20 protein-coding genes are annotated in these 20,163 nt (G+C 39.1%); 16 read left to right on the top strand and 4 right to left on the bottom strand.

Translation table 11 applies throughout. From position 1 onward, the window contains the following. Nucleotides 1–72: 72 nt before the first annotated feature. A complete protein-coding gene (locus LJC66_RS12605) occupies nt 73–1,668 on the bottom strand; it encodes an alpha-amylase family glycosyl hydrolase (RefSeq protein ID WP_195696956.1) in 1,596 nt (531 codons plus the stop codon). A gap of 393 nt (nt 1,669–2,061) precedes the next feature. On the opposite strand from LJC66_RS12605, the gene pxpA reads away from it, so the two are divergent. The 11 genes from pxpA (at nt 2,062) to mug (ending at nt 12,814) form a co-directional block, all read left to right on the top strand. Continuing rightward, complete coding sequence (pxpA, locus tag LJC66_RS12600; protein ID WP_195696957.1) at nt 2,062–2,823, top strand: 5-oxoprolinase subunit PxpA; 762 nt, start codon at nt 2,062–2,064, stop codon at nt 2,821–2,823. 24 nt (nt 2,824–2,847) lie between these two features. Beyond that, nucleotides 2,848–4,086 (top strand): NRAMP family divalent metal transporter, encoded by a 1,239-nt coding sequence (locus LJC66_RS12595; RefSeq protein WP_045295487.1) that lies wholly within the window; start codon nt 2,848–2,850, stop codon nt 4,084–4,086. 52 nt (nt 4,087–4,138) lie between these two features. After that, entirely contained in the window at nt 4,139–4,930 is a 792-nt protein-coding gene (locus LJC66_RS12590) for a putative hydro-lyase (RefSeq protein WP_230932677.1), read from the top strand. Nucleotides 4,931–4,947: 17 nt separating this feature from the next. Beyond that, nucleotides 4,948–5,703 carry a 5-oxoprolinase subunit PxpB gene (gene pxpB / locus LJC66_RS12585; protein ID WP_195696959.1) on the top strand — a complete coding sequence of 252 codons (756 nt, stop codon included), beginning with the start codon at nt 4,948–4,950 and terminating at the stop codon, nt 5,701–5,703. Continuing rightward, on the top strand, nt 5,700–6,695 hold the full coding sequence (locus LJC66_RS12580; protein WP_230932676.1) for a 5-oxoprolinase subunit C family protein: 996 nt from the start codon (nt 5,700–5,702) through the stop codon (nt 6,693–6,695). The genes pxpB and LJC66_RS12580 overlap by 4 nt, the downstream gene beginning before the upstream one ends. A 22-nt stretch (nt 6,696–6,717) precedes the next feature. Beyond that, entirely contained in the window at nt 6,718–7,179 is a 462-nt protein-coding gene (gene accB, locus LJC66_RS12575; RefSeq protein WP_230932675.1) for an acetyl-CoA carboxylase biotin carboxyl carrier protein, read from the top strand. 28 nt (nt 7,180–7,207) lie between these two features. After that, nucleotides 7,208–8,572 (top strand): acetyl-CoA carboxylase biotin carboxylase subunit, encoded by a 1,365-nt coding sequence (accC, locus tag LJC66_RS12570; RefSeq protein WP_195696962.1) that lies wholly within the window; start codon nt 7,208–7,210, stop codon nt 8,570–8,572. 131 nt (nt 8,573–8,703) lie between these two features. Beyond that, a complete protein-coding gene (locus tag LJC66_RS12565) occupies nt 8,704–9,468 on the top strand; it encodes an IclR family transcriptional regulator (protein WP_098622047.1) in 765 nt (254 codons plus the stop codon). Between the two features lie 27 nt (nt 9,469–9,495). Continuing rightward, nucleotides 9,496–10,305 (top strand): uroporphyrinogen-III synthase, encoded by an 810-nt coding sequence (locus LJC66_RS12560; protein ID WP_230932674.1) that lies wholly within the window; start codon nt 9,496–9,498, stop codon nt 10,303–10,305. A 587-nt stretch (nt 10,306–10,892) separates the two neighbouring features. Further along, on the top strand, nt 10,893–12,233 hold the full coding sequence (locus LJC66_RS12555; RefSeq protein ID WP_195696964.1) for a coiled-coil domain-containing protein: 1,341 nt from the start codon (nt 10,893–10,895) through the stop codon (nt 12,231–12,233). A 68-nt stretch (nt 12,234–12,301) separates the two neighbouring features. Then, nucleotides 12,302–12,814, top strand: a complete 513-nt coding sequence (gene mug, locus LJC66_RS12550) for a G/U mismatch-specific DNA glycosylase (protein WP_230932673.1) — start codon at nt 12,302–12,304, stop codon at nt 12,812–12,814. 20 nt (nt 12,815–12,834) lie between these two features. Here the strand turns inward: mug and LJC66_RS12545 are convergent, their stop codons facing one another. After that, the gene (locus LJC66_RS12545) at nt 12,835–13,944 is read right to left on the bottom strand and encodes a metallophosphoesterase (RefSeq protein ID WP_230932672.1); all 1,110 of its coding nucleotides are present in this window, start codon (nt 13,942–13,944) and stop codon (nt 12,835–12,837) included. Between the two features lie 148 nt (nt 13,945–14,092). Beyond that, complete coding sequence (locus LJC66_RS12540; RefSeq protein WP_013083290.1) at nt 14,093–14,392, bottom strand: hypothetical protein; 300 nt, start codon at nt 14,390–14,392, stop codon at nt 14,093–14,095. Nucleotides 14,393–14,548: 156 nt separating this feature from the next. Between LJC66_RS12540 and LJC66_RS12535 the strand changes: the two genes are divergently transcribed. Next, nucleotides 14,549–15,049: a metallophosphoesterase family protein gene (locus LJC66_RS12535; RefSeq protein ID WP_230932671.1), complete on the top strand. Its 501-nt coding sequence runs from the start codon at nt 14,549–14,551 to the stop codon at nt 15,047–15,049. Nucleotides 15,050–15,078: 29 nt separating this feature from the next. Here the strand turns inward: LJC66_RS12535 and LJC66_RS12530 are convergent, their stop codons facing one another. After that, nucleotides 15,079–15,303, bottom strand: a complete 225-nt coding sequence (locus tag LJC66_RS12530; protein ID WP_050690136.1) for a hypothetical protein — start codon at nt 15,301–15,303, stop codon at nt 15,079–15,081. 149 nt (nt 15,304–15,452) lie between these two features. Here LJC66_RS12530 and LJC66_RS12525 point away from each other — a divergent pair, with 149 nt between their 5' ends. The 4 genes from LJC66_RS12525 to LJC66_RS12510 all read left to right on the top strand — a co-directional run bounded on the left by LJC66_RS12525 (nt 15,453) and on the right by LJC66_RS12510 (nt 19,843). Beyond that, nucleotides 15,453–17,435 carry a methyl-accepting chemotaxis protein gene (locus LJC66_RS12525; RefSeq protein ID WP_230932670.1) on the top strand — a complete coding sequence of 661 codons (1,983 nt, stop codon included), beginning with the start codon at nt 15,453–15,455 and terminating at the stop codon, nt 17,433–17,435. A gap of 74 nt (nt 17,436–17,509) precedes the next feature. Beyond that, nucleotides 17,510–17,650, top strand: coding sequence for a hypothetical protein (locus LJC66_RS12520; RefSeq protein WP_016764236.1), 141 nt, complete (start codon nt 17,510–17,512; stop codon nt 17,648–17,650). A 196-nt stretch (nt 17,651–17,846) separates the two neighbouring features. Continuing rightward, nucleotides 17,847–19,283 (top strand): FAD-binding oxidoreductase, encoded by a 1,437-nt coding sequence (locus LJC66_RS12515; RefSeq protein ID WP_230932821.1) that lies wholly within the window; start codon nt 17,847–17,849, stop codon nt 19,281–19,283. Beyond that, complete coding sequence (locus LJC66_RS12510) at nt 19,280–19,843, top strand: MFS transporter (RefSeq protein WP_013083286.1); 564 nt, start codon at nt 19,280–19,282, stop codon at nt 19,841–19,843. Before LJC66_RS12515 ends, LJC66_RS12510 begins: the two co-directional genes overlap by 4 nt. Nucleotides 19,844–20,163: the final 320 nt, after the last annotated feature.

Below are 20,163 nucleotides of genomic sequence, written 5' to 3'. Positions count from 1 at the left end.
CGACAGTTGTAGCATAGGAGGAATAAAACACCTCTACGTGATTACCAAGTAATCACGTAGAGGTGTTTTTAATTATTTTATTAAAACCGTTGTATTAGCCGGAATTACAAGCTGATTTTTGACTTTTTTAGCACCTTTTTCACTAGCAAAAATCAATTTACCTTTCGCTGCTACAGATACTTTTACAGGTTGATTTGAAATATTATGATACACGCTAATCGAGTTGCCTTTATACGTGCGACTATAGGCAACCACTTCTTTACTGTCTACTGAAATAGATTGAAGCGTTCCTTTTACTAACTCTTCATGCTGCTGACGCACGCGAATCATTTCACGATAATGATTTAACAAAGAATCCTTTTGTTTGGTTTGTACTTCTACAGACACGCCGTTGCCGCCTTTGTTATATACAGGTGTTTCCCAGCTAGTTTGTCCAAGTCCGTTTCCTTCGTACCAGCGGAATGGTTCACGGATTAACTCATCAGGCTTTTCACCGGTCATGCCAATTTCTTCACCGTAATAAATATACGGGTTGCCAGGAAGCGTAAGTAAGATAGAAGCAGCTGATTTTGCTTTGTTCACATCGCCGCTCAGCTCACTCATGACGCGATTTTGGTCATGGTTGGTTAAGAAAATGCCGTCAATTTTATTTGGATTGTATGATTTGAACAGTTCATCTGTTGCCGCTGCTGCAGTGGCGATTCCTTGATCATTTCCTGCTTTTACAGAGCTGACAATTTTTCCTGCTAAATCAAAATTAAATAAAGAATCAAGCGATTGATAGTAAGGAGCTACCACTTCAGGCTGATCCCATACTTCACCCGTTAGATATACGTTAGGGTTTTCTTTTTTCATCGCATCTCTAAACTCATTCCACCACAGGATATTTTTCTTAGCGCCTTCAGGTGTTTGACCTTTAAAAATATGAAGCGCAGCATCTAAGCGGAAGCCATTAACGCCTTGCTTTAGCCAAAACTTTCCGACGTTAATCATTTCTTTTCTTACTTCAGGGTTATCGTAATTTAAGTCAGGCATTCCTTCCCAAAACGTTCCGTAAAAATACTCTCCGTTTGGAGCTTTATGCCATACTTGCTGCCCCCAAGATCCTTTTTCATTCAAATCGGTATTTTTATCAGCCCAAATATAGTAATCTCTGTACTTGCTGTTTTTATCTTTTAATGCAGCTTGAAACCAAGGGTGTTCGCTGCTCGTATGATTCACAACAAGGTCCATAATGACTTTTACGTCTCGTTTGTCTGCTTCTTTCATCAGCTTGCGAAAATCTTGCAGATTTCCGTACTGAGGATCAATGTTATAATAGTCCGTTACATCATATTTATGATAGCTAGGAGAAGGGTTGACTGGCATCATCCAAATCCCGTTTACTTGAAGATCATTCTTTGTATGAGAATTGCCGTCATTTAAATAATCCAACTTTTGTGTCAGACCTTTTAAATCACCATGTCCATCTTTATTTGTATCGTAAAAAGAGTTTACATACACCTCATAAAAGACACCGTTTTTATCTGTTGCTTCAGACTTACCTTTATGTACGGTTTCGGCGTGAACGCCTGTTGATAAGCTAGCAGCCAGCGGCAGTGTTAGAGCTAAAGCTGTCCATTTTTTCCCTTTCATCGTTTCATCCCCTTTTTTTGCAATCGTTTGCATAAATTGACTACAATTGAAATATAGCACCTATTTGAAAACGATTACAACGAAAATTTCATTTTGATTATTTTGAACTAGTAATTATTCTGACAACCTAGTTATTTACTGTGTCCAATGACATTGAGCGGCTGGGTTATATTAAGGCTATAGATAGAATATAGCAATAAAATAAGGTAGTATTATCCAAGTGAAAATAATGACTATGTCAAATATTCTGACAATGTTGTTGTTCAATTCATCATCTCGTGCTAAAATCCAAATATAACTGAAAAACGGTACTGTGGTTCCGGAAAACGGAACTCAAAGTATTGATGCAGATAATAAAGCTTGAATTTTATTTACTATCTGTAAATGATTACGCTTACATTAAAGGGGTTAAGGGGGAAGAACGCATTGAGTAAAGTAGATTTAAACTGTGATTTAGGGGAAAGCTTTGGTGCTTATCGTATTGGCAATGATGAAGCCATTTTAGATCACGTGACGTCTGTGAACGTAGCCTGTGGGTTTCATGCAGGGGATCCGAGCGTCATGAGAAAAACGGTAAAATTGGCCGCTGAAAAAAAAGTGCAAATTGGGGCTCACCCTGGTTTGCAGGACCTTATCGGTTTTGGACGCAGAAACATCAATATTTCGCCTCAGGAAGCCTACGATATCGTGGTCTATCAAATTGGGGCATTAAACGGTTTTTTGCAAGCAGAAGGGCTATCGATGCAGCATGTAAAACCTCACGGTGCACTATATAACATGGCTGCTAAAAACAAAGCGTTGTCTGAAGCAATAGCAAAAGCTGTTTATAACATAAATCCTGAGCTGATTTTGTTTGGGTTATCTGGAAGTGAGCTGATTCAAGCAGGTAACAGAATTGGTTTAAAAACGGCTAACGAAGTATTTGCAGACCGTACCTATCAGTTAGACGGTTCTCTCACTGCTCGTACAGAACCAAATGCTTTAATTGAAAATGACGACGAAGCTGTTTCTCAAGTTATTACAATGGTGAAAGAAGGGAAGGTAAAATCTCAGCAAGGTAAGGATGTAGAATTGCAGGCAGACACGATTTGTATCCACGGAGACGGGGCTCACGCACTTGAATTTGCTCGTCATGTGAACCGTTCTTTACAAGCATCAGAAGTGGTAGTTAAGGCTATTTCACAATAAAGACTACATACAATCAGGAGGAAGATGATATTGGAGCCAATTAAAAAATCAACACCTCAGCAAAAGCTTTCGGCTGCACCTAAAGTAAACTGGACGTTAATGCTTGGAGCCGCTTTTTTAATGGCCACATCGGCTATTGGACCAGGCTTTTTAACTCAAACTACCGTATTTACACAAAATTTAGCTGCAAGCTTCGGATTCGTTATTTTAATTTCAATTATTCTTGATATCTTTGCTCAAACCAACGTATGGAGAATTATTGCCGTTTCTGAAAAACGCGGACAAGAAATCGCCAACATGGTATTTCCCGGATTAGGGTATGTGCTCGCTATTTTAATTGTTATTGGAGGACTTGCATTTAACATTGGGAATATTGCTGGTGCCGGGCTTGGATTAAATGCGATTACGGGTATTTCTCCAACAGCCGGCGCTGCAATTAGTGCAGTTATTGCCGTGCTAATCTTCGTTGTAAAAGAAGCTGGAAAAGCAATGGATCGTTTCACACAAATTGCAGGTTTTGTCATGATCGGGCTGATGCTATATGTAGCGGCTACCACTTCACCTCCCGTTGGAGAAGCTGTAGTGAAAACTTTTGCTCCTGACAAAATCGACATCATTGCAATCGTTACGCTGGTTGGAGGAACTGTCGGTGGTTACATTACCTTTGCTGGTGGACATCGTCTTTTAGATGCCGGCGTAAAAGGCATCGATTCTTTACCTCAAGTAACAAAAAGTTCTGTAACAGGAATTCTCATCACTTCTGTTATGCGAATCGCTTTGTTTTTAGCTGTACTTGGCGTTGTGTCTAAAGGTTTACAAATTGACCCAGCCAATCCTCCGGCATCCGTGTTTCAGCTCGCAGCAGGAAACGTCGGTTATAAAATCTTTGGTATTGTCATGTGGTCTGCCGCTATTACGTCTGTGGTAGGAGCTGCTTATACATCCGTTTCGTTTATTCAAACGTTTAGTGAAAAACTTAATAAAAACTCAAACTGGATTATTATTGGATTTATTATTATTTCAACTCTGTCGTTTGTCTTAATTGGAAAACCTGTAAAAGTTCTTCTTTTAGTTGGAGCAATCAATGGATTAATTCTGCCGATCGCTCTTGGGACGCTACTGGTTGCTGCATACAAAAAAAGCATCGTCGGCGAGTATAAACATCCTTTATGGCTTACCATTTCTGGTGTACTTGTCGTTATTGTAATGGCTCTAATGGGCGGCTATACCTTAATGGATCAACTTCCTCAATTATTTAAATAAAACAAGGTGCCCGCGCGTAAGTTGCGTGCGGGCAATGATGGGAGATAGAAATATGACAACCCTTTCACAACTAACTCCAGCTGAACTTCGTCAGCAAATCCGTAACAATCAGCTTATTCAACCAACAGCAGGCATGGCAAACGGCTATGCTCAAGCTAATTTAGCTATTTTACCAAAGAAACAAGCTTTTGACTTTCTATTGTTCTGTCAGCGTAACCCTAAATCGTGTCCTCTTTTAGATGTCACAGACGTTGGATCTCCGGTGCCAAAATTTGCAGCTCCATCTGGAGATATTCGTACAGACATTCCAAAGTATCGAATCTATGAAAATGGGGAACTAGTAAAAGAAGTAACCGATATCACAGATTACTGGACAGAAGATATGGTAGCTTTCCTTATCGGCTGCAGCTTTACATTTGAACACGCACTGTTAAACAACGACATACCTGTTCGTCACATTGAAGAAAATTGTAATGTTCCTATGTATAAAACAAATATTTCATGCGCTGAAGCGGGAATATTCCATGGCTCGACGGTAGTTAGTATGCGGCCAATTCCTCAACAAGATGTAGTACGGGCAGCCCAAGTAACTTCACGTTTTCCAGCTGTGCACGGAGGACCTATTCACATTGGAAATCCCGCTGCGATAGGCATTGAAGACCTTCACTCTCCGGATTTTGGCGATGCTGTTTCAATTAAGGAAGGGGAAGTGCCCGTATTCTGGGCTTGTGGTGTAACTCCTCAAGCAGTAGCAATGGAAACAAAACCTTCTATTATGATTACACATGCTCCGGGGCATATGTTTATTACAGATATTCGAGATGAAAAACTAGGTGTTTTATAAAAGAAAGAGGTGTAGATATGAATCAAACTGTAACAAAAGCATCGGCTGTTATTTCTCCGCTTGGCGACTCAGCGCTTGTTATAACGTTTGGAGATAGCATTCAATACGACATTCATAAACAAATTAAAACGTGTAAAGATTCGATAGAATTAAATCCTTTTCCTGGATTTGTTGAGTGCGTGCCGGCATTTACAAATCTTACAATTTTCTACAATCCTCTTGAAGTTGTAGCGGCCGTGGGGAAAAAGCAGAAGAAGGAATTTGTTTCTCCTTTTGAAGTAGTGTCGTCTATCATTCAACGTAAAATAGAAAACGAACAGACAGAAAAAGAGTTAAACCATCGTACGGTTTCTATTCCAGTTTGCTACGGAGGAGAGTATGGACCTGACCTTGAATATGTCGCTCGTCACCATAACTTAACAACTGAAGAGGTAATTAGTATTCATTCTGAAGGCAAATACTTAGCGTACATGATTGGATTTGCTCCTGGATTTCCATTTCTCGGAGGGTTATCTGAAAGAATTGCTACGCCTCGCCGGCCATCTCCTCGCACCTCTATTCCTGCTGGCTCGGTTGGTATTGCGGGGATGCAAACAGGGGTGTATCCTATTTCCACTCCCGGAGGATGGCAGTTAATTGGTCAAACGCCCGTTAAATTATTTTTGCCGGAACAAAACCCACCAAGTTTGCTGCAGGCTGGAGATATTGTAAAGTTCGAGCCTATCTCTAAAGAAGAGTATCAAGAAATGAAAGCAAAGGAGGAGGGAAAATGAGTATGCGAGTAAGTAAAGCCGGCTTATTAACGAGCATTCAAGATTTAGGAAGAAGAGGGTTTCAGCAGCACGGTGTGATTGTAAGCGGTGCAATGGATTCTTATTCCCTTCGAATTGCTAATTTACTAGTTGGTAACGATGAAAAAGAAGCAGGACTTGAAGTTACGCTAATGGGGCCTACCCTTGAAATAGAAAATGATTGTTTAGTAGCAATTACCGGAGGAGATTTAACTCCTTCGGTCAACGGAAAGCCAGTCCCGATGTGGAAACCTTTATTTATTCCAAAAGGGAGCACTTTATCATTTGGTCCTTGCAAAACTGGGTGTCGTTCCTATCTATCTGTAGCAGGAGGATTTGCTATTGATGAAGTGTTAAATAGTAAAAGTACGTATTTAAGAGGTGAAATCGGGGGCTACAAAGGAAGAGCATTACAAACAGACGATGTTTTACCCCTATCTGTTCCTGATGCTTCAAAGCCTGCTTTTCTTTCAAATGAACTGATAAACGGAGTATATACTTCTTCATGGTCCGTAAATTATAAAGAACTTGTTCACTTTACAAAGAAACCAGGTGTCCGTGTTATTAATGGCAGTCAATACGATTTATTTACAGCTGAAAGCAAAAGTCATTTTACGAAAGAGCCTTTTAAAGTATCAAATCAATCAGATCGAATGGGCTATCGAATGGACGGACCTTCTCTTCAGCTTCAAGAAAAAAAAGAGTTATTGTCTGAAGCTGTTTCGCAAGGTTCTGTTCAAGTCCCACCGGATGGAAATCCCATCATCCTGTTAGCAGACCGTCAAACCACGGGGGGATACCCTAAAATTGCTCAAGTCATCACAGCGGATTTACCGCTTTTAGCTCAAGTAAAGCCCGGAGAATCCATCTATTTTTCTCACATTTCGCTTCATGAAGCGGAAAAAATCTATTTAGAAAAAGAACAGATGCTTCAAGAATTGAAGATTGCTATTAATCTTGCGTCAACTAAATAACACAAAATGGGAGTGACAAGAAATGATAAACGTACGTGAATTGCAAGAAGTTGTTTCATTAATGAATGAATCTGGTATTCAAAAGCTTCATATTGAACATGAAGGAACAAAAGTTGTCATTGATAAAGCGGGAATTCCTTTAGAGGACACAGCTGTTACAGAAGTGAAAACAGATGAAGTAAAAGCCGCTGCCACTGAGCAAGCGCCTCAAGATTCTATGTCTGTAAGCGCAGCAGACAATAATGAAAAGCAAATCTTATCACCAATGGTCGGAACGTTTTACGCCAAGCCAGAAGCAGACGCCGATCCCTTCGTTCAAGTAGGACAAACAGTTGAACGTAAAGATGTTGTATGTGTGATTGAAGCGATGAAGCTGTTTAACGAAGTCGATGCGGGAATAGAAGGAGAAGTGCTTGAAATTCTTGTAAAAGACGGGGATGTTGTTGAGTTTGGACAGCCATTATTTACCGTAAAATCACACTAAAGTATACATACTGTCAGGAGGAGTCATTATGTTTAAAAAGATCTTAATCGCAAACCGCGGCGAGATTGCAGTTCGTATCATTCGGGCTTGTAAAGAGATGGGGATTGCAACCGTGGCGGTTTATTCAGAAGCAGACAAAGATGCACTTCACGTGAAGCTAGCAGATGAGTCATTTTGTATTGGCAAAACGTCTTCTAAAGAAAGCTACTTAAACATTCGTAATCTGCTTACCGTAGCGCAAGTAACCAAGGCAGACGCTATTCATCCCGGCTATGGATTTTTAGCTGAAAATGCTGATTTTGCTGAGATGTGTGAATCCTATGATATTACCTTTATTGGTCCAAAAGCGGAAGCCATCCGTAAAATGGGAGCAAAAGCCGTAGCGCGAGATACAATGAAACAAGCCGGCGTGCCTATTGTACCTGGAACGGAAGGGCTGATTAAAGATAGCAGCTCAGCTATTCCAGTAGCACGAGAAATAGGTTATCCAATTATCGTAAAAGCCACAGCGGGCGGTGGCGGAAAAGGAATGCGTCTAGCTCATAGCGAAGAAGAGCTAGAAAAAGCAATTCGTCAAGCTCAGCATGAAGCAGAAACTGCCTTTGGAAACGGCGGCGTATACCTTGAAAAGTACCTAGAAGAGCCAAAACACATCGAAATTCAAATCATTGCGGATGAAGAAGGGAGTGTGGTTCATTTAGGGGAACGAGATTGTTCGATTCAACGCCGTCATCAAAAATTGGTAGAAGAAGCTCCGTCTCCTGCGGTAGACGAAAACCTTCGTGCTAAAATGGGCAAAGCGGCTGTCTCGGCAGCTAAAGCAGTTGATTATACAGGTGTCGGAACAGTTGAGTTTCTGTTGGATAAGCACGGGCATTTTTACTTTATGGAAATGAACACGCGAATTCAAGTTGAACACCCTGTTACAGAACTTGTAACAAACATTGACTTAATTAAAGAACAAATTTCAGTAGCGGCAGGCTACCCGCTATCATTTACTCAGCAGGATATTCAGTTAAAGGGATGGGCAATTGAATGCCGGATCAATGCAGAAAATCCGGCTAAAAACTTTATGCCTTCTCCTGGAAAAGTCGAGATGTATTTACCTCCTGGCGGCTACGGAGTTCGTGTAGACAGCGCCGTTTACCCAGGATATGAAATTTCCCCATTTTATGATTCAATGGTGGCGAAATTAATTGTAACGGGGAAAGATCGAAATGAAGCGATTCAACGAATGAAACGCGCGCTCGAAGAATTTATCATTATCGGTATTCATACAACCATTCCTTTTCATTTAGAATTACTGAACCATCCTTCTTTTAAAGAAGGGGATTTTACAACCAAATTTCTAGAAAGTAACCCTATTTCAATTAAAGAACTAGAAACGGTGTAAGAAAGGAAAGTGCTCTTATAAGGGAGTGCTTTCCTTTTTTTCTTCATGTATAATAAAAAGAACATATGATTAGCTAGTAAGCTATACGTCTATCAAATACATGTATTCGCACAAATAAGGGAGAAGGTTTTATGCAAGCTAACAATAAAACAGTCGTTAAATCCATGCAGGTTCTCACTCTTTTTATCAAGCACCCTAAGCTTACCTTCACAGAAATGATGGAATATTCAGGCGTTCCAAAAACTTCTTTGCACCGGATGGTTGGTTCGCTTGAAGAAATGGGATTTTTAACAAAAGATGAGCAAGGATACTATTCGCTAGGACTTTTATTCTTGCAATTTGGTCAGCTGGTGGCTAATCGCTTAGATATTAGAAATATCGCAAAGCCTGTAATGGAAACGCTCCGAGACGAAGTAGAAGAAGCGGTTAATTTAATTGTACGAGATGGGAATGAAGCTATGTATATTGAAAAAGTAGATACGCTTCATCCAGTGCGTCTTTATACATCAATTGGAAGGCGTTCACCTCTTTATGCAGGAGCTTGTTCACGCATTATCTTGGCGCATTTACCCGAAAAAGAACAAGAGGAATATATTACTCAAACGGAGCTAGCTCCAATAGGAATTGGAACCATTACAGATCAAAAAAAGCTAAGAAATGTATTAAAAGAAGCAAAAGAAAAAGGGTATACCATTAGCACCTCTGAATTAGAAAACTTTACAACATCCGTGAGCGCGCCGATTGTAAATCATCAAAATGAAGTGGTTGCAGGCATTAGCGTAGCGGGAATTGAAGCGAGATTTCAAGGAGACAGACTGCCGTTCATTATTCAAAAAGTAACAGAAGCGGCGAGCCTAATTTCTGAAAAACTCGGTTATCAAAGATCATTAAAGTAGCATACATAGAAAAATGGAGGTAGACCATTGAAACGATTAGAAGGAAAAACAGTCGCACTCGTAGGTCAGCGTAAAGTAGAAGAAATCAGCAAAATTGTTGAAAACCTTGGCGGCACCCCGCTTGTACGACCTGCACAAGGAACAATCTTTTTAGATGACACACATTTAGAAGCAGATATTAAAGAACTGGTAAAAGGAAATTATGATTGGTTTGTTTTTACGACAGGCGTCGGGACGGAAATTTTATATAAAACGGCAGATAAGCTAGGCCTGGCGGATGAATTTCTTTCTTCTTTACAAGCAGCTCATATTGCTGCACGCGGGTATAAAACCGTAAATATGTTAAAAAAGCTCGGTGTTACTCCAACCGTTCGAGATGATGATGGAAGTACAGCGGGACTAGTCAGGGCGCTTCATTCGTTTTCTTTTGAAGGAAAGCATGTAGCGCTTCAGCTTCACGGAGATCCTGCACCAAAATTAATTGACTTTCTATCGAATCAAAAAGCCCAATTTAAAGAGGTTTTACCGTATCAGCATATTCCGCCACAAGCAGAAGTCATGGAACAGCTTATAAACGAATTAATAAGCGGAAAAATTGATGCTGTTAATTTCACAAGCGCTCCGCAGGCCCGCTTTTTATTTTCATTTGCAAGAGAACACGGACAAGCTGATCACATTCGCGAACTCTTTAAAAGCTCTGTAGTAGCTGTATCCGTAGGAAAAGTAACCGCTGCTGCTTTAAAAGAAGAAGGAGTAGAACGTATTGTTATTCCTGATCAAGAAAGAATGGGAAGTGCAATTGTAGCTTTAGAGCATTATTATCAGCAGCGTGATTAACAAAAGACCTTCTCGCCTCACCGTGAGAAGGTCTTTTGTATGACTTCATCCAAACGTTGTCGAATATTGTTTGATAATTACCTATCACACTTTTTTTAAACACGTGCAAACAACAGATAAACATAGATTTGTTACTATTTCAGAAAATCATTTTCAAATATTGTAAAAATAGCAGAAAAAGGTAAAAAACAGACGTGGATGTTAAAAAATTGTTACGTTTTTTTAGCAACAACTTATATCCAACCAGCTTAAAAAATATTGATCTCCTATTTTATCATGTTAAAAACATTGCTGTGTAAAGCCCGGTAGATTATTTGTTTTAACAGGGATATAAAGGTATATTTTTGCAGGCGAAAGATGAATGTATACATAAGCTTTAAATGTTACATTACTGAAATACAATTGTAATATTGTTATTCTTTTTTTCAACGTTTATCGTGGTATAATTTTCGTAGATTTTCATTAGCATATTTAGCTATTTATCGACAAATACAGTGAACTTTACATAAATTGTCAGACTTTTGTACATATTGATACATAATTAGAAATTACTAGTTTAACAGAGCGAGAAAGCGGAGGAATTCATATTGAAAAAGAAAATGCTTTTACTTAACACAACGGTTTTATTAGGCCTAGGAGGAGTTTTATCAACTCCAGCGTATGCCTCTACCATTCAGGATATGGAATCACAAAAATCTCAACTTCAAAATCAGCGTCAAGATGTGCAATCTAACATCAAAGCAGCTTCTGATGAATTAACAAGCCTTCAAGCAGAACAAGATCAAATGAAAGCACAGCTTGAGCGATTAACAATAGCAGAAGAAGAAAACAATAAAAAAGCCCAACAAACAGAAGCCGATATTAAAGAAACGTCTAAACAAGTAGAGCAGCTTGAAAAAGAAATTAAGCTGCTTCAAGAAAAACTTGAAAAGCGAAACGATATTTTAAAAGATCGTGCACGTTCTCTGCAAGAAAGCGGCGGTAACGTAGAGTATTTACAAGTTTTACTTGGTTCTTCAAGCTTCAGTGATTTTGTAGACCGCGCGCTAGCTGTTTCAACTATTGTAGATGCAGACCGTGGTATTTTAAAAGAAACTAAAAATATGCAAGACGAATTAAAAACAAAACAAGCTGATGTTAAATCTAAGCTTGCTAGCTTAGAAGACATGAAGGCAGAACTAGATGAAATGACTGTCCAGCTAGCAGCTCAAAAGAAACAAAAAGATGCACTGGCAAAAGAACTAAAAGACAAAGAAGCAAAAAATGAAGAACTAAAGGCTTCTCTACAAGCAAAAGACAGCTCTCTTGCAAATGAACAGTCTACGCTTGAACAAAATATTAAAGATCAAAAAGCTGCAGAAGAAGCAGCAAGAAAAGCAGCTGAACAAGCGGCTAAAGAGGCGGCTAAGAAAGCAGCTGAGCAAGCTCAAAAAGCAGCGGCCGCGCCAGCTGAAAAAGCCGATTCATCTTCTGCTAAGGCAGAAGCACCAAAAGCAAGCAGCAATGATGTGGCACCTACAAGCGCTCCGGCTCCAAAAGCTAGCAATGTTGTAACAGTAGGAAACCGCTGGATTGGAAACTCTGCTTACGTATTTGGCGGAGGACGCAGCCAGTCTGATATTAGCCGCGGTTTATTTGACTGCTCATCATTTGTACACTGGGCATATTCTCAAGTAGGCGTTAATCTTGGACCTCTTGGATCTGTAAGTACAGAGACGTTAAAGCATGCGGGAACACAAGTGTCTTCTAGTCAAATGCAGCCTGGCGATCTTGTTTTCTTCGATACATATAAAAAAGACGGCCACGTTGGCATTTATGTAGGAGGCGGCAAGTTCATCGGTGCTCAAAGCTCAACAGGTGTTGCAATTGCAAACATGAGCAGCGGCTACTGGAAACAAAAATTCAACGGACGCGTAGTTCGTATTTAATAGGGTATAGTAAAAAGAAAACATCCCATCTGGATGTTTTCTTTTTATATTGTAAGGAGCGTATGACTATGAATTCTATTTTTGATCATATACAACCCAACTTAGATATTTTATTTGTCGGTTTTAATCCAAGCATCCGTTCAGGTGAAACGGGTCATCATTTTGCGAATCCAACCAATCGCTTCTGGACGATTCTTCACAAAGCAGGTTTGACAGATCGTAAATATCATCCGGAGGAAGATCACTCGCTGCTTCAGCTGGGGTACGGTTTAACAAATATTGTAGAGCGTCCTACAAAGGCAGCTGATGAGATTACAAAAGAAGAATATGCAGAAGGCAGAGAAATCTTAAAGGAAAAAATAGCTACATATACGCCTAAAATCGTTTGTTTTGTTGGAAAAGGTGTCTATCAGCAGTACAGCGGACGCAAGCAAGTAAAGTGGGGTAAACAAGAGAAATCGATGGTATCAGGAATAATGGACTTTGTTGCCCCGTCTTCAAGCGGGCTCGTTCGAATGAAAGTAGATGAAGTAATCGCCATTTATTCAGAGCTTCCAACGTTGCTGCGTACATTAAAATAGAGAAAGCCCTAGGGCTTTCTCTATTTTGTAAACGAAATATCAATTTGAATAATTTCTGATCGGCTCCCGATTCGAAGCGGAGGACCCCAAAAGCCAAATCCTGAAGAGACAATGGTATGCAGTTGGTTATTTTGCTTGTAGCCCCAATCAATTTCAAATAACCGCTTTGTGATCAAATGATTAGGTGCCATTTGCCCTCTGTGAGTATGACCGCATAGCAGCAAATCTACACCTGCTTGTTCCGCTTCTTTTAAGGAAAGCGGCTGATGATCCATTGCAATGACAGGTAGGGAACGATCCGTTTCACTCGCCAAATCGAAAAAGCTGTCTCGATTTTTATCCGTCTTGTCTTTTCTTCCTATTAAATACAAGCTATCACCTATGTTTAACACTTCATCCATTAAAATAGGAGTGTTCATTTCTTTCATTCTTTCCACAAACTGAGGGATCTTCCCGCCGTAATACTCATGGTTTCCCAAAATTCCATACGTGCCTAAAGGCGCTTTGAGCTGTTTCATCATAGTATCCATTTCTTTTTTAAAGAATACGTGGGGATCATCGTCAATAATATCTCCAGGAAGTAAAATAAGATCCGGCTGTATCTTTTGTACATGAGTGATTAACCGCTGCAAATGTTTTTTGCCGGACAATGTGCCAAAGTGCATATCAGATGCTACAGCAATGCGAAGGTTTTTCCGATTCGTCTTTTTAGCAAGCGAAATCGTGTATTTTCTTACCACAGGACTGTAAGCATTATACGTACCGTAAGCAAAAATGAATAAAAAAGCGGCAATTATGAAAAATCCAATTGAATCGATAGCTGTAGAAAGCGAAGCGCCTAGAAGAGTAAGAATATATACGGCTAGATTACTTATAGGAAGCAAAAGCACCGAATATTGAATAAATCCTAACCAGTACGATCCCACAATTTTAAATATGCTCACTTGTTGAAACGCACGACTGATGATAAAGGAATAAGCAAAAAAGACAACGATCACTGTAAGAATCCATTTGTTTTCCACTTCAAACATTGTGTGAAGCCACATCCAAGCGTTCCATCCGATGTACAGAACGAACAAATTATATAAAATAACAACTAAAATAGACCTTACTAACACACTTACTTTCATACGCTAACCTCTTTTCTTTCATCCGTAATTCCACTATAGCTCATTTTTATTGCTTCAACAAAATTTTATCTCTTCTTCTCATCAATAAAATTTTTGCTTGTCACACAAACGAAAAAACACACCTATAAAACAAGGTGTGTTTTTTATATTAATGATGGTGATGCGCGTGGTGAAGGCTGCTAATCACAAATTCAGGCTCTGGAACGTGGAAATATTGAATCCATACGCCTTCTAAAAATTTCTCGCGTTTATCTAAAACGATATCGATATCTTTATCTGTTTTTACGATTTCATCATGTTCAGTCGGCGTATCGAATTTCCAATCATAATGCGCGTGATCACCGTGGTCGATAGTTACATATACACGAATCATTTTTCCTTGACCTTCTGGGCTAGCCAATGCATTTTTTAACACTTTTGCTGCGTTTCGATTAATTTTTACTTCCATTTTGAAAACTCCATTCTGTAACTTGGTATGTAACGTATTTTCGCAAACTTAAACGAAAAAGAGAAATTTTTTGCCTGACGCTCCGGATAGAGTTGCTTCATTCCAACGTAATACGCTACACTACACCATATTGAATGAAAAAGGAGCGTATCATAAATGAAGATTGTTATTTTAAGTGACACTCATATTCCAAAAAGAGCGAAACATTTTCCGAAAAGACTCTTAGCCGAACTGAAAACAGCTGATGCTATTATTCATACGGGGGATTTTCAAACGATAGATGTCTACAATGACCTGCGTGTGTTTGCTCCTGTACACGCTGTAGTTGGAAATGTAGACAGTGAAGAGCTTCAGGAAGTACTTCCATCTTCATTACTTCTTCCGTTTGGCGACGTTACGATTGGCGTAGTCCACGGTCACGGCAAAGGAAAAACGACTGAAAAACGTGCACTTTTGGCATTTGAACATGAACAAGTAGACGCAGTGATTTTTGGTCATTCTCACATTCCTACTCATAAACAAATTGGTGATATTACGTTGTTTAATCCAGGTTCCGCTACTGACAAACGGCGGGAAAAGCAATTTTCGTTTGGACTTCTGTACATACAAAAAAACACGCTGCGTTTTGAACATGTTTTTTACGATTCTAAAGACTAAAACAAGAGAGGACTCTTGTTTTAGTCTTTTTACGTTGTATGGTCTAAATGAGCAATATACTCGTGAAGCTTATTTTCTTCGTAATCATTTAAGTCATGCATCGGAATAACCTGCTGAGTTTGAGGATCCGTTCCTCTTACTTCTGCAATTTTTACTCCTTCTTTATAGATATTAAAAATATCTTTTTCTTCCCCGCGCTTAACCTTTTCTGTTTCAAACATTGAAAAAGACTTGCTGTTTTTACTTTCTTCCATTAAAATCACCTACTTTTTTTATCGTACTCTTATCTTTTCACTCCCATTGTTAATTATGTATACACTCAATGACTAAAGGAATATGAAGTCTTGCCGATAGAAAGAAGGTGCACGATCACTTTTAACTACGGAGAGAGAGGCTACATAGCATGGAGAGAGTAAGAAAAAAAAGGTCCCTTAATAACTTTAAGACAAAGCTGGGGGTAGCATTTGCAGCGATCTTATTAGTGCCATCTGTTACGATAGGTGTATCAGCTTACATAACAGCGAAACATGAAATTGAAAACCAAATTATTAACACAGCACAGCAAAATGTACAGTCTATTAATTCAGTGATTGACGATACCATTGGACCAAAAATTCATGATGTAGAGTTTTTTGCATCAGTGGTAAATAACGAGCGCTACAATGAAAAAGATATGGCTACTTTAAGCAAAGATTTTAACTTATATGCTTCGCTTCATCCAGAAGCCGTCAGCATTTTTACAGGAAATCAGCAGGGGAAGTTTATTCAATCGCCTAAAAAAGTGCTACAAGCAGGCTATGATCCCAGAAAACGAGATTGGTACAAGCTAGCCATGCAAAACAAAGGAAAAACAGTTGTCACTGAACCTTATCCATCAGCCTCTACAGGTCAGACCGTTATTACTGTAGCGAAAACATCGGCGGATGGCACAGGGGTTATTGCTTTAAATTTAGATATAAGCCGCATCAATAAAGCTGTCAGCAAAGTAAAAATCGGAGAAAAAGGATATCCATTTCTTTTAGATGGAGAAAGAAAATATATTGTTCACCCTACGGAAAAAGCAGGTACAAAAGCGACAGATTCTCTTTTTGACAAGCTTTATGCAAAGAGCTCTGGGTCTTTTGAATATACCTTTAACGGGGATGAAAAAAAGATGGTCTTTACGACAAATAAAACAACAAACTGGAAAGTTGCAGGCACTATGTATTCATCAGAAGTTAGTGAAGCTGCAAAGCCTATCTTTTACAAAACACTATTTATTATTGTAACTTGTCTGATAATCGGGAGTCTTACCATTTTTGTGGTATTGCAATCAATTATTAAACCGCTCAAACAGCTTAAGAATCAGGCTCTGAGCGTTAGTGAAGGAGATCTGACAACAGCGATTACCGTCAATTCAAAGGATGAAATCGGCGAGTTAGGGTATGCTTTTAGTCAGATGCAAAACAATCTTCGCACATTAATTCAAAATGTTGAAATGAGTGCAGAACAAGTGGCTGCTTCATCAGAAGAGCTAACGGCCAGCTCACAGCAAACAAGCGCTGCGACTGAACAAGTATCAGTTGCGATACAAGAGGTGGCTTCTAGCGCGGAAAAACAAACGGCTGTTATTGACCAAAATGCAGCTTCTTTAGATGAGATTGTACAAGGAGTTTCTACTATTGCTCAGCGTACAGAAGCTGTTTCTCAGCTATCAAATCACACAACGTCTGAAGCTGTAGAAGGCGGAAAAGCCGTGAGAGAAACGGTCGAACAAATGGAATCCATTTCTCAATCCGTCGAGCTGTCTAATACAACGATTCGTACTTTGTTTCAACGTTCAAAAGAAGTTGGAACCATTTTAGAAGTAATCAGCGGTATTGCTGCTCAAACAAATTTACTAGCCTTAAATGCTGCAATCGAAGCGGCACGAGCTGGAGAACATGGAAAAGGGTTTTCCGTTGTAGCAGCAGAAGTAAGAAAGCTAGCAGAACAATCACAAGTGTCCGCGTCTCAAATTTCTGAGCTTATTCAAGCTATTCAACAAGATACTCAGGAATCTGTACATACAATGGAGCAAGTTACAAACAAAGTTGAAGAAGGACGAACAATTTCACAAACGGCTATTCAAAAATTCGAACAAATTCTAAGCAGCATGAATGAAACGACTCCGCAAGTAGAAGAAGTGGCTGCGACTGCTCAGCAAATTGCAGCAGCGGTTGAAGAAGTGGCTCGTACAGCAGGTGAAATGGCGATCCTTGCTAAAGGAAATGCAGCTACATCTGAAGAAGTGGCCGCATCAACTGAAGAACAGCTGGCTTCAATGGAGGAAATTGCCGTTTCCGCACAATCTCTGTCTCAAATGGCAGAACAATTAACAGCGCTCATCAGCAAATTTAATTTGTAAACTTTCGTCAAATCGTCATAGACCTCTTTTATATTGGAAAAAGTAGAACATACACACATGAAAGAGGTGACAGTATGATGGAGCAAACAAAAATGACCTTTGAGCCAGCTTCAATTAACGATGATATGCATGCGAAGCTTAAACAGCTAGAAGAGCAGTTTCAACAAACGTTAGGAAAAAGAGTAGCTTTAGTTGCATACGAAGCTGAAAAATAAAGAAACAAAAAAGAAAAGACGCTAGGTCTTTTCTTTTTTTGTTTCAATAAAGTTAACATACATTAAATTACAAGTTTTTTTATATACTTTCTCAAAATAAATTATAATATAGTGTAAAATTACACTTTTATAGTGTTATTTCACTTTTAATATGGTATAATTTCACAGAAATAAAGAAAGGAGCTTACAGTTTGTGATGAAGAAAAACGTGTTGTTAGGAACTTTTTTATCTTTTTATCTAGTAGGTTCATATGCCTCCTATCATATTTATAAACAGCAGCAAAGCCGTCCTGTAACGAAAGATGTTGCTCGGCTTCTTCCTACAAAAGTCAAAGAAATAAAGCATGGAACAACTGAAAAACAGCTGAAAGATTGGGTGAAAACCGCTTCACAGCATCATGAAAAAATAGCGATTGCAGGCATGCAGCACAGTCAAGGAGGGCAGACTTACTATCCGAATGCTATTTTACTTGATATGAAGCAGTACAATAAAATTATAGATTACAAGCCCCGTCAAAAAGAAATTACGGTTCAAAGCGGGACAACGTGGAATGATATTCAGCAATATATACATAAAGACGGTCTTGCTCTTCAGGTTATGCAATCACAAAATATTTTTATCGTTGGAGGTTCTATTAGCGTGAACGTACACGGCAGAGATATTCGATACGGTTCTTTAATGGATACGGTAAAATCTATGCGTCTTTTGCAGGCCGACGGATCTATTATCGAAATTAGCCGGACAAAACACCCTGAGCTGTTTTCTTTAGTAAACGGAGGCTACGGGTTATTTGGAGTCATTTTAGATGTGACGCTTCGTTTGACGGACGATGAATGGTACGAAGATGAAATTATCCGCTTAGATTATAGACAGTATACAGCGTATTTTAAAAACTACGTACAGCATAACCCAGACGTTCGTATGCATATGGCGCGTATTTCTATTTCTCCTAATCAATTGCTAACAGATATGTACGTCACAAACTATCGCTTATCTTCTCAAAATACTTCTACTGTAAACGAACCGCTCAAAACAGAAAAAATAGTGGCGCTTCCTAAATTTATGCTAGGGCTATCTCGTTACAGTGACTGGGGAAAAGATATGCTGTGGGAAACGCAAAAGGCTTATTTCTTAAGACAAAATGGCCGGCTTGAAACAAGAAATAACGTTATGCGTTCTGAAAGTGATTTTATGGAATACGAAAGTGTTAGCCGGACGGAAGTTTTACAGGAATACTTCGTTCCGGTTGATGAATTTGCTTCTTACATCGATGATTTACGCGAAGTGTTAGCAACAGAGAAATTAAATTTACTGAACATTACTGTTCGCTATGTAGAAAAAGACAATAAAGCCGTCATGTCTTATGCAAAAGACGACATGTTTGCTCTCGTTTTACTTATTAACCAGAAAAAAGACCATCAAGGCATGGCTGATACACAAAGAGTTGTCAGAAAAATGGTGGATGTAACGCTGCACCATCAGGGAAGCTATTACTTGCCTTACTACGGCTACTCAAGCAAGAAGCAATTAGAAGAGGCTTACCCTCATAAAACCGCCTTTTTTAATTTAAAAAGAAAATATGATCGGAACGAAACGTTCGTTAATTTATTTTATAAGGAGTATGGAAAATGACGTACAAACAACTCTTACACTCACAAAGCCTGATGATTACCGCAAGCAGTATTGTTTTTCCTTTTTACCTGTTACTGCTTCGAAATCTTGGCGATAGTTATTCACAATTTGGCTTAGCTTACGGAATTTTCGCTTTAACCGCAGCTTTGAGTCACCCTTTAATCGGTTCATGGAGTGACAGAGTAGGAGAAAAGCGCTTGCTCATTTTATATACGTTTGGGATGGCGGTGGTTATGCTTGTGATTCCCGTTCTATCAACTATTACGCAGGTGTATATCATTCAAGTTATAATGGGTCTACTTGGAGCTCTTCAAAAAACAGCAGAAAAAATAGCGTTATCTAGGCAGACAGATCGTGCTCATACGGGAAAACAAGTAGGACACTATCATTTATGGACCTCTATATGGGCAGCTTTAGCCGTGATTGCAACAGGGTATATCATTGATTTTCTTACAATCGGCAGCCTTTTTTACATCACTTCGTTTATGTATGTAGCGGCAGGGGTATTAATATGGCAAAAACCAAAAACAGTCGAGCTTGAACGCCACCATTCGCTGTAAAAGCGTAGCAGGTCACTTGAATTTTTTAGTTCGTATTATAAGATACTATAAAAAATTTATGTTCTCCCGATATAAGTACTGAAAGGAGAAACGTTTATGCAAGGTATAAGTATATCAGGGCAAGATGCATGGTCTTCTATTATAGTATCGTTCGCTATTTTCATCATTATATGGGGTCTGATTCCAGGCTTAACTATAAAGTATGTATGTAAAAGTCAAACACTAGGTATAGCCAGTTTTTTTGTTGGTATTGCCTATGGGGTTAAAGCAGGTCATTTCCTTATTTAAATACGATTTGGTGTAAGTAAGGAAGCTTGGAC

It is taken from the genome of Priestia sp. TSO9, assembly GCF_021029645.1.
Lineage (GTDB): Bacteria > Bacillota > Bacilli > Bacillales > Bacillaceae_H > Priestia > Priestia megaterium_E.
Note: the sequence above shows the minus strand (reverse complement) of the source record. Positions and strands in the feature narration are given on the sequence as shown.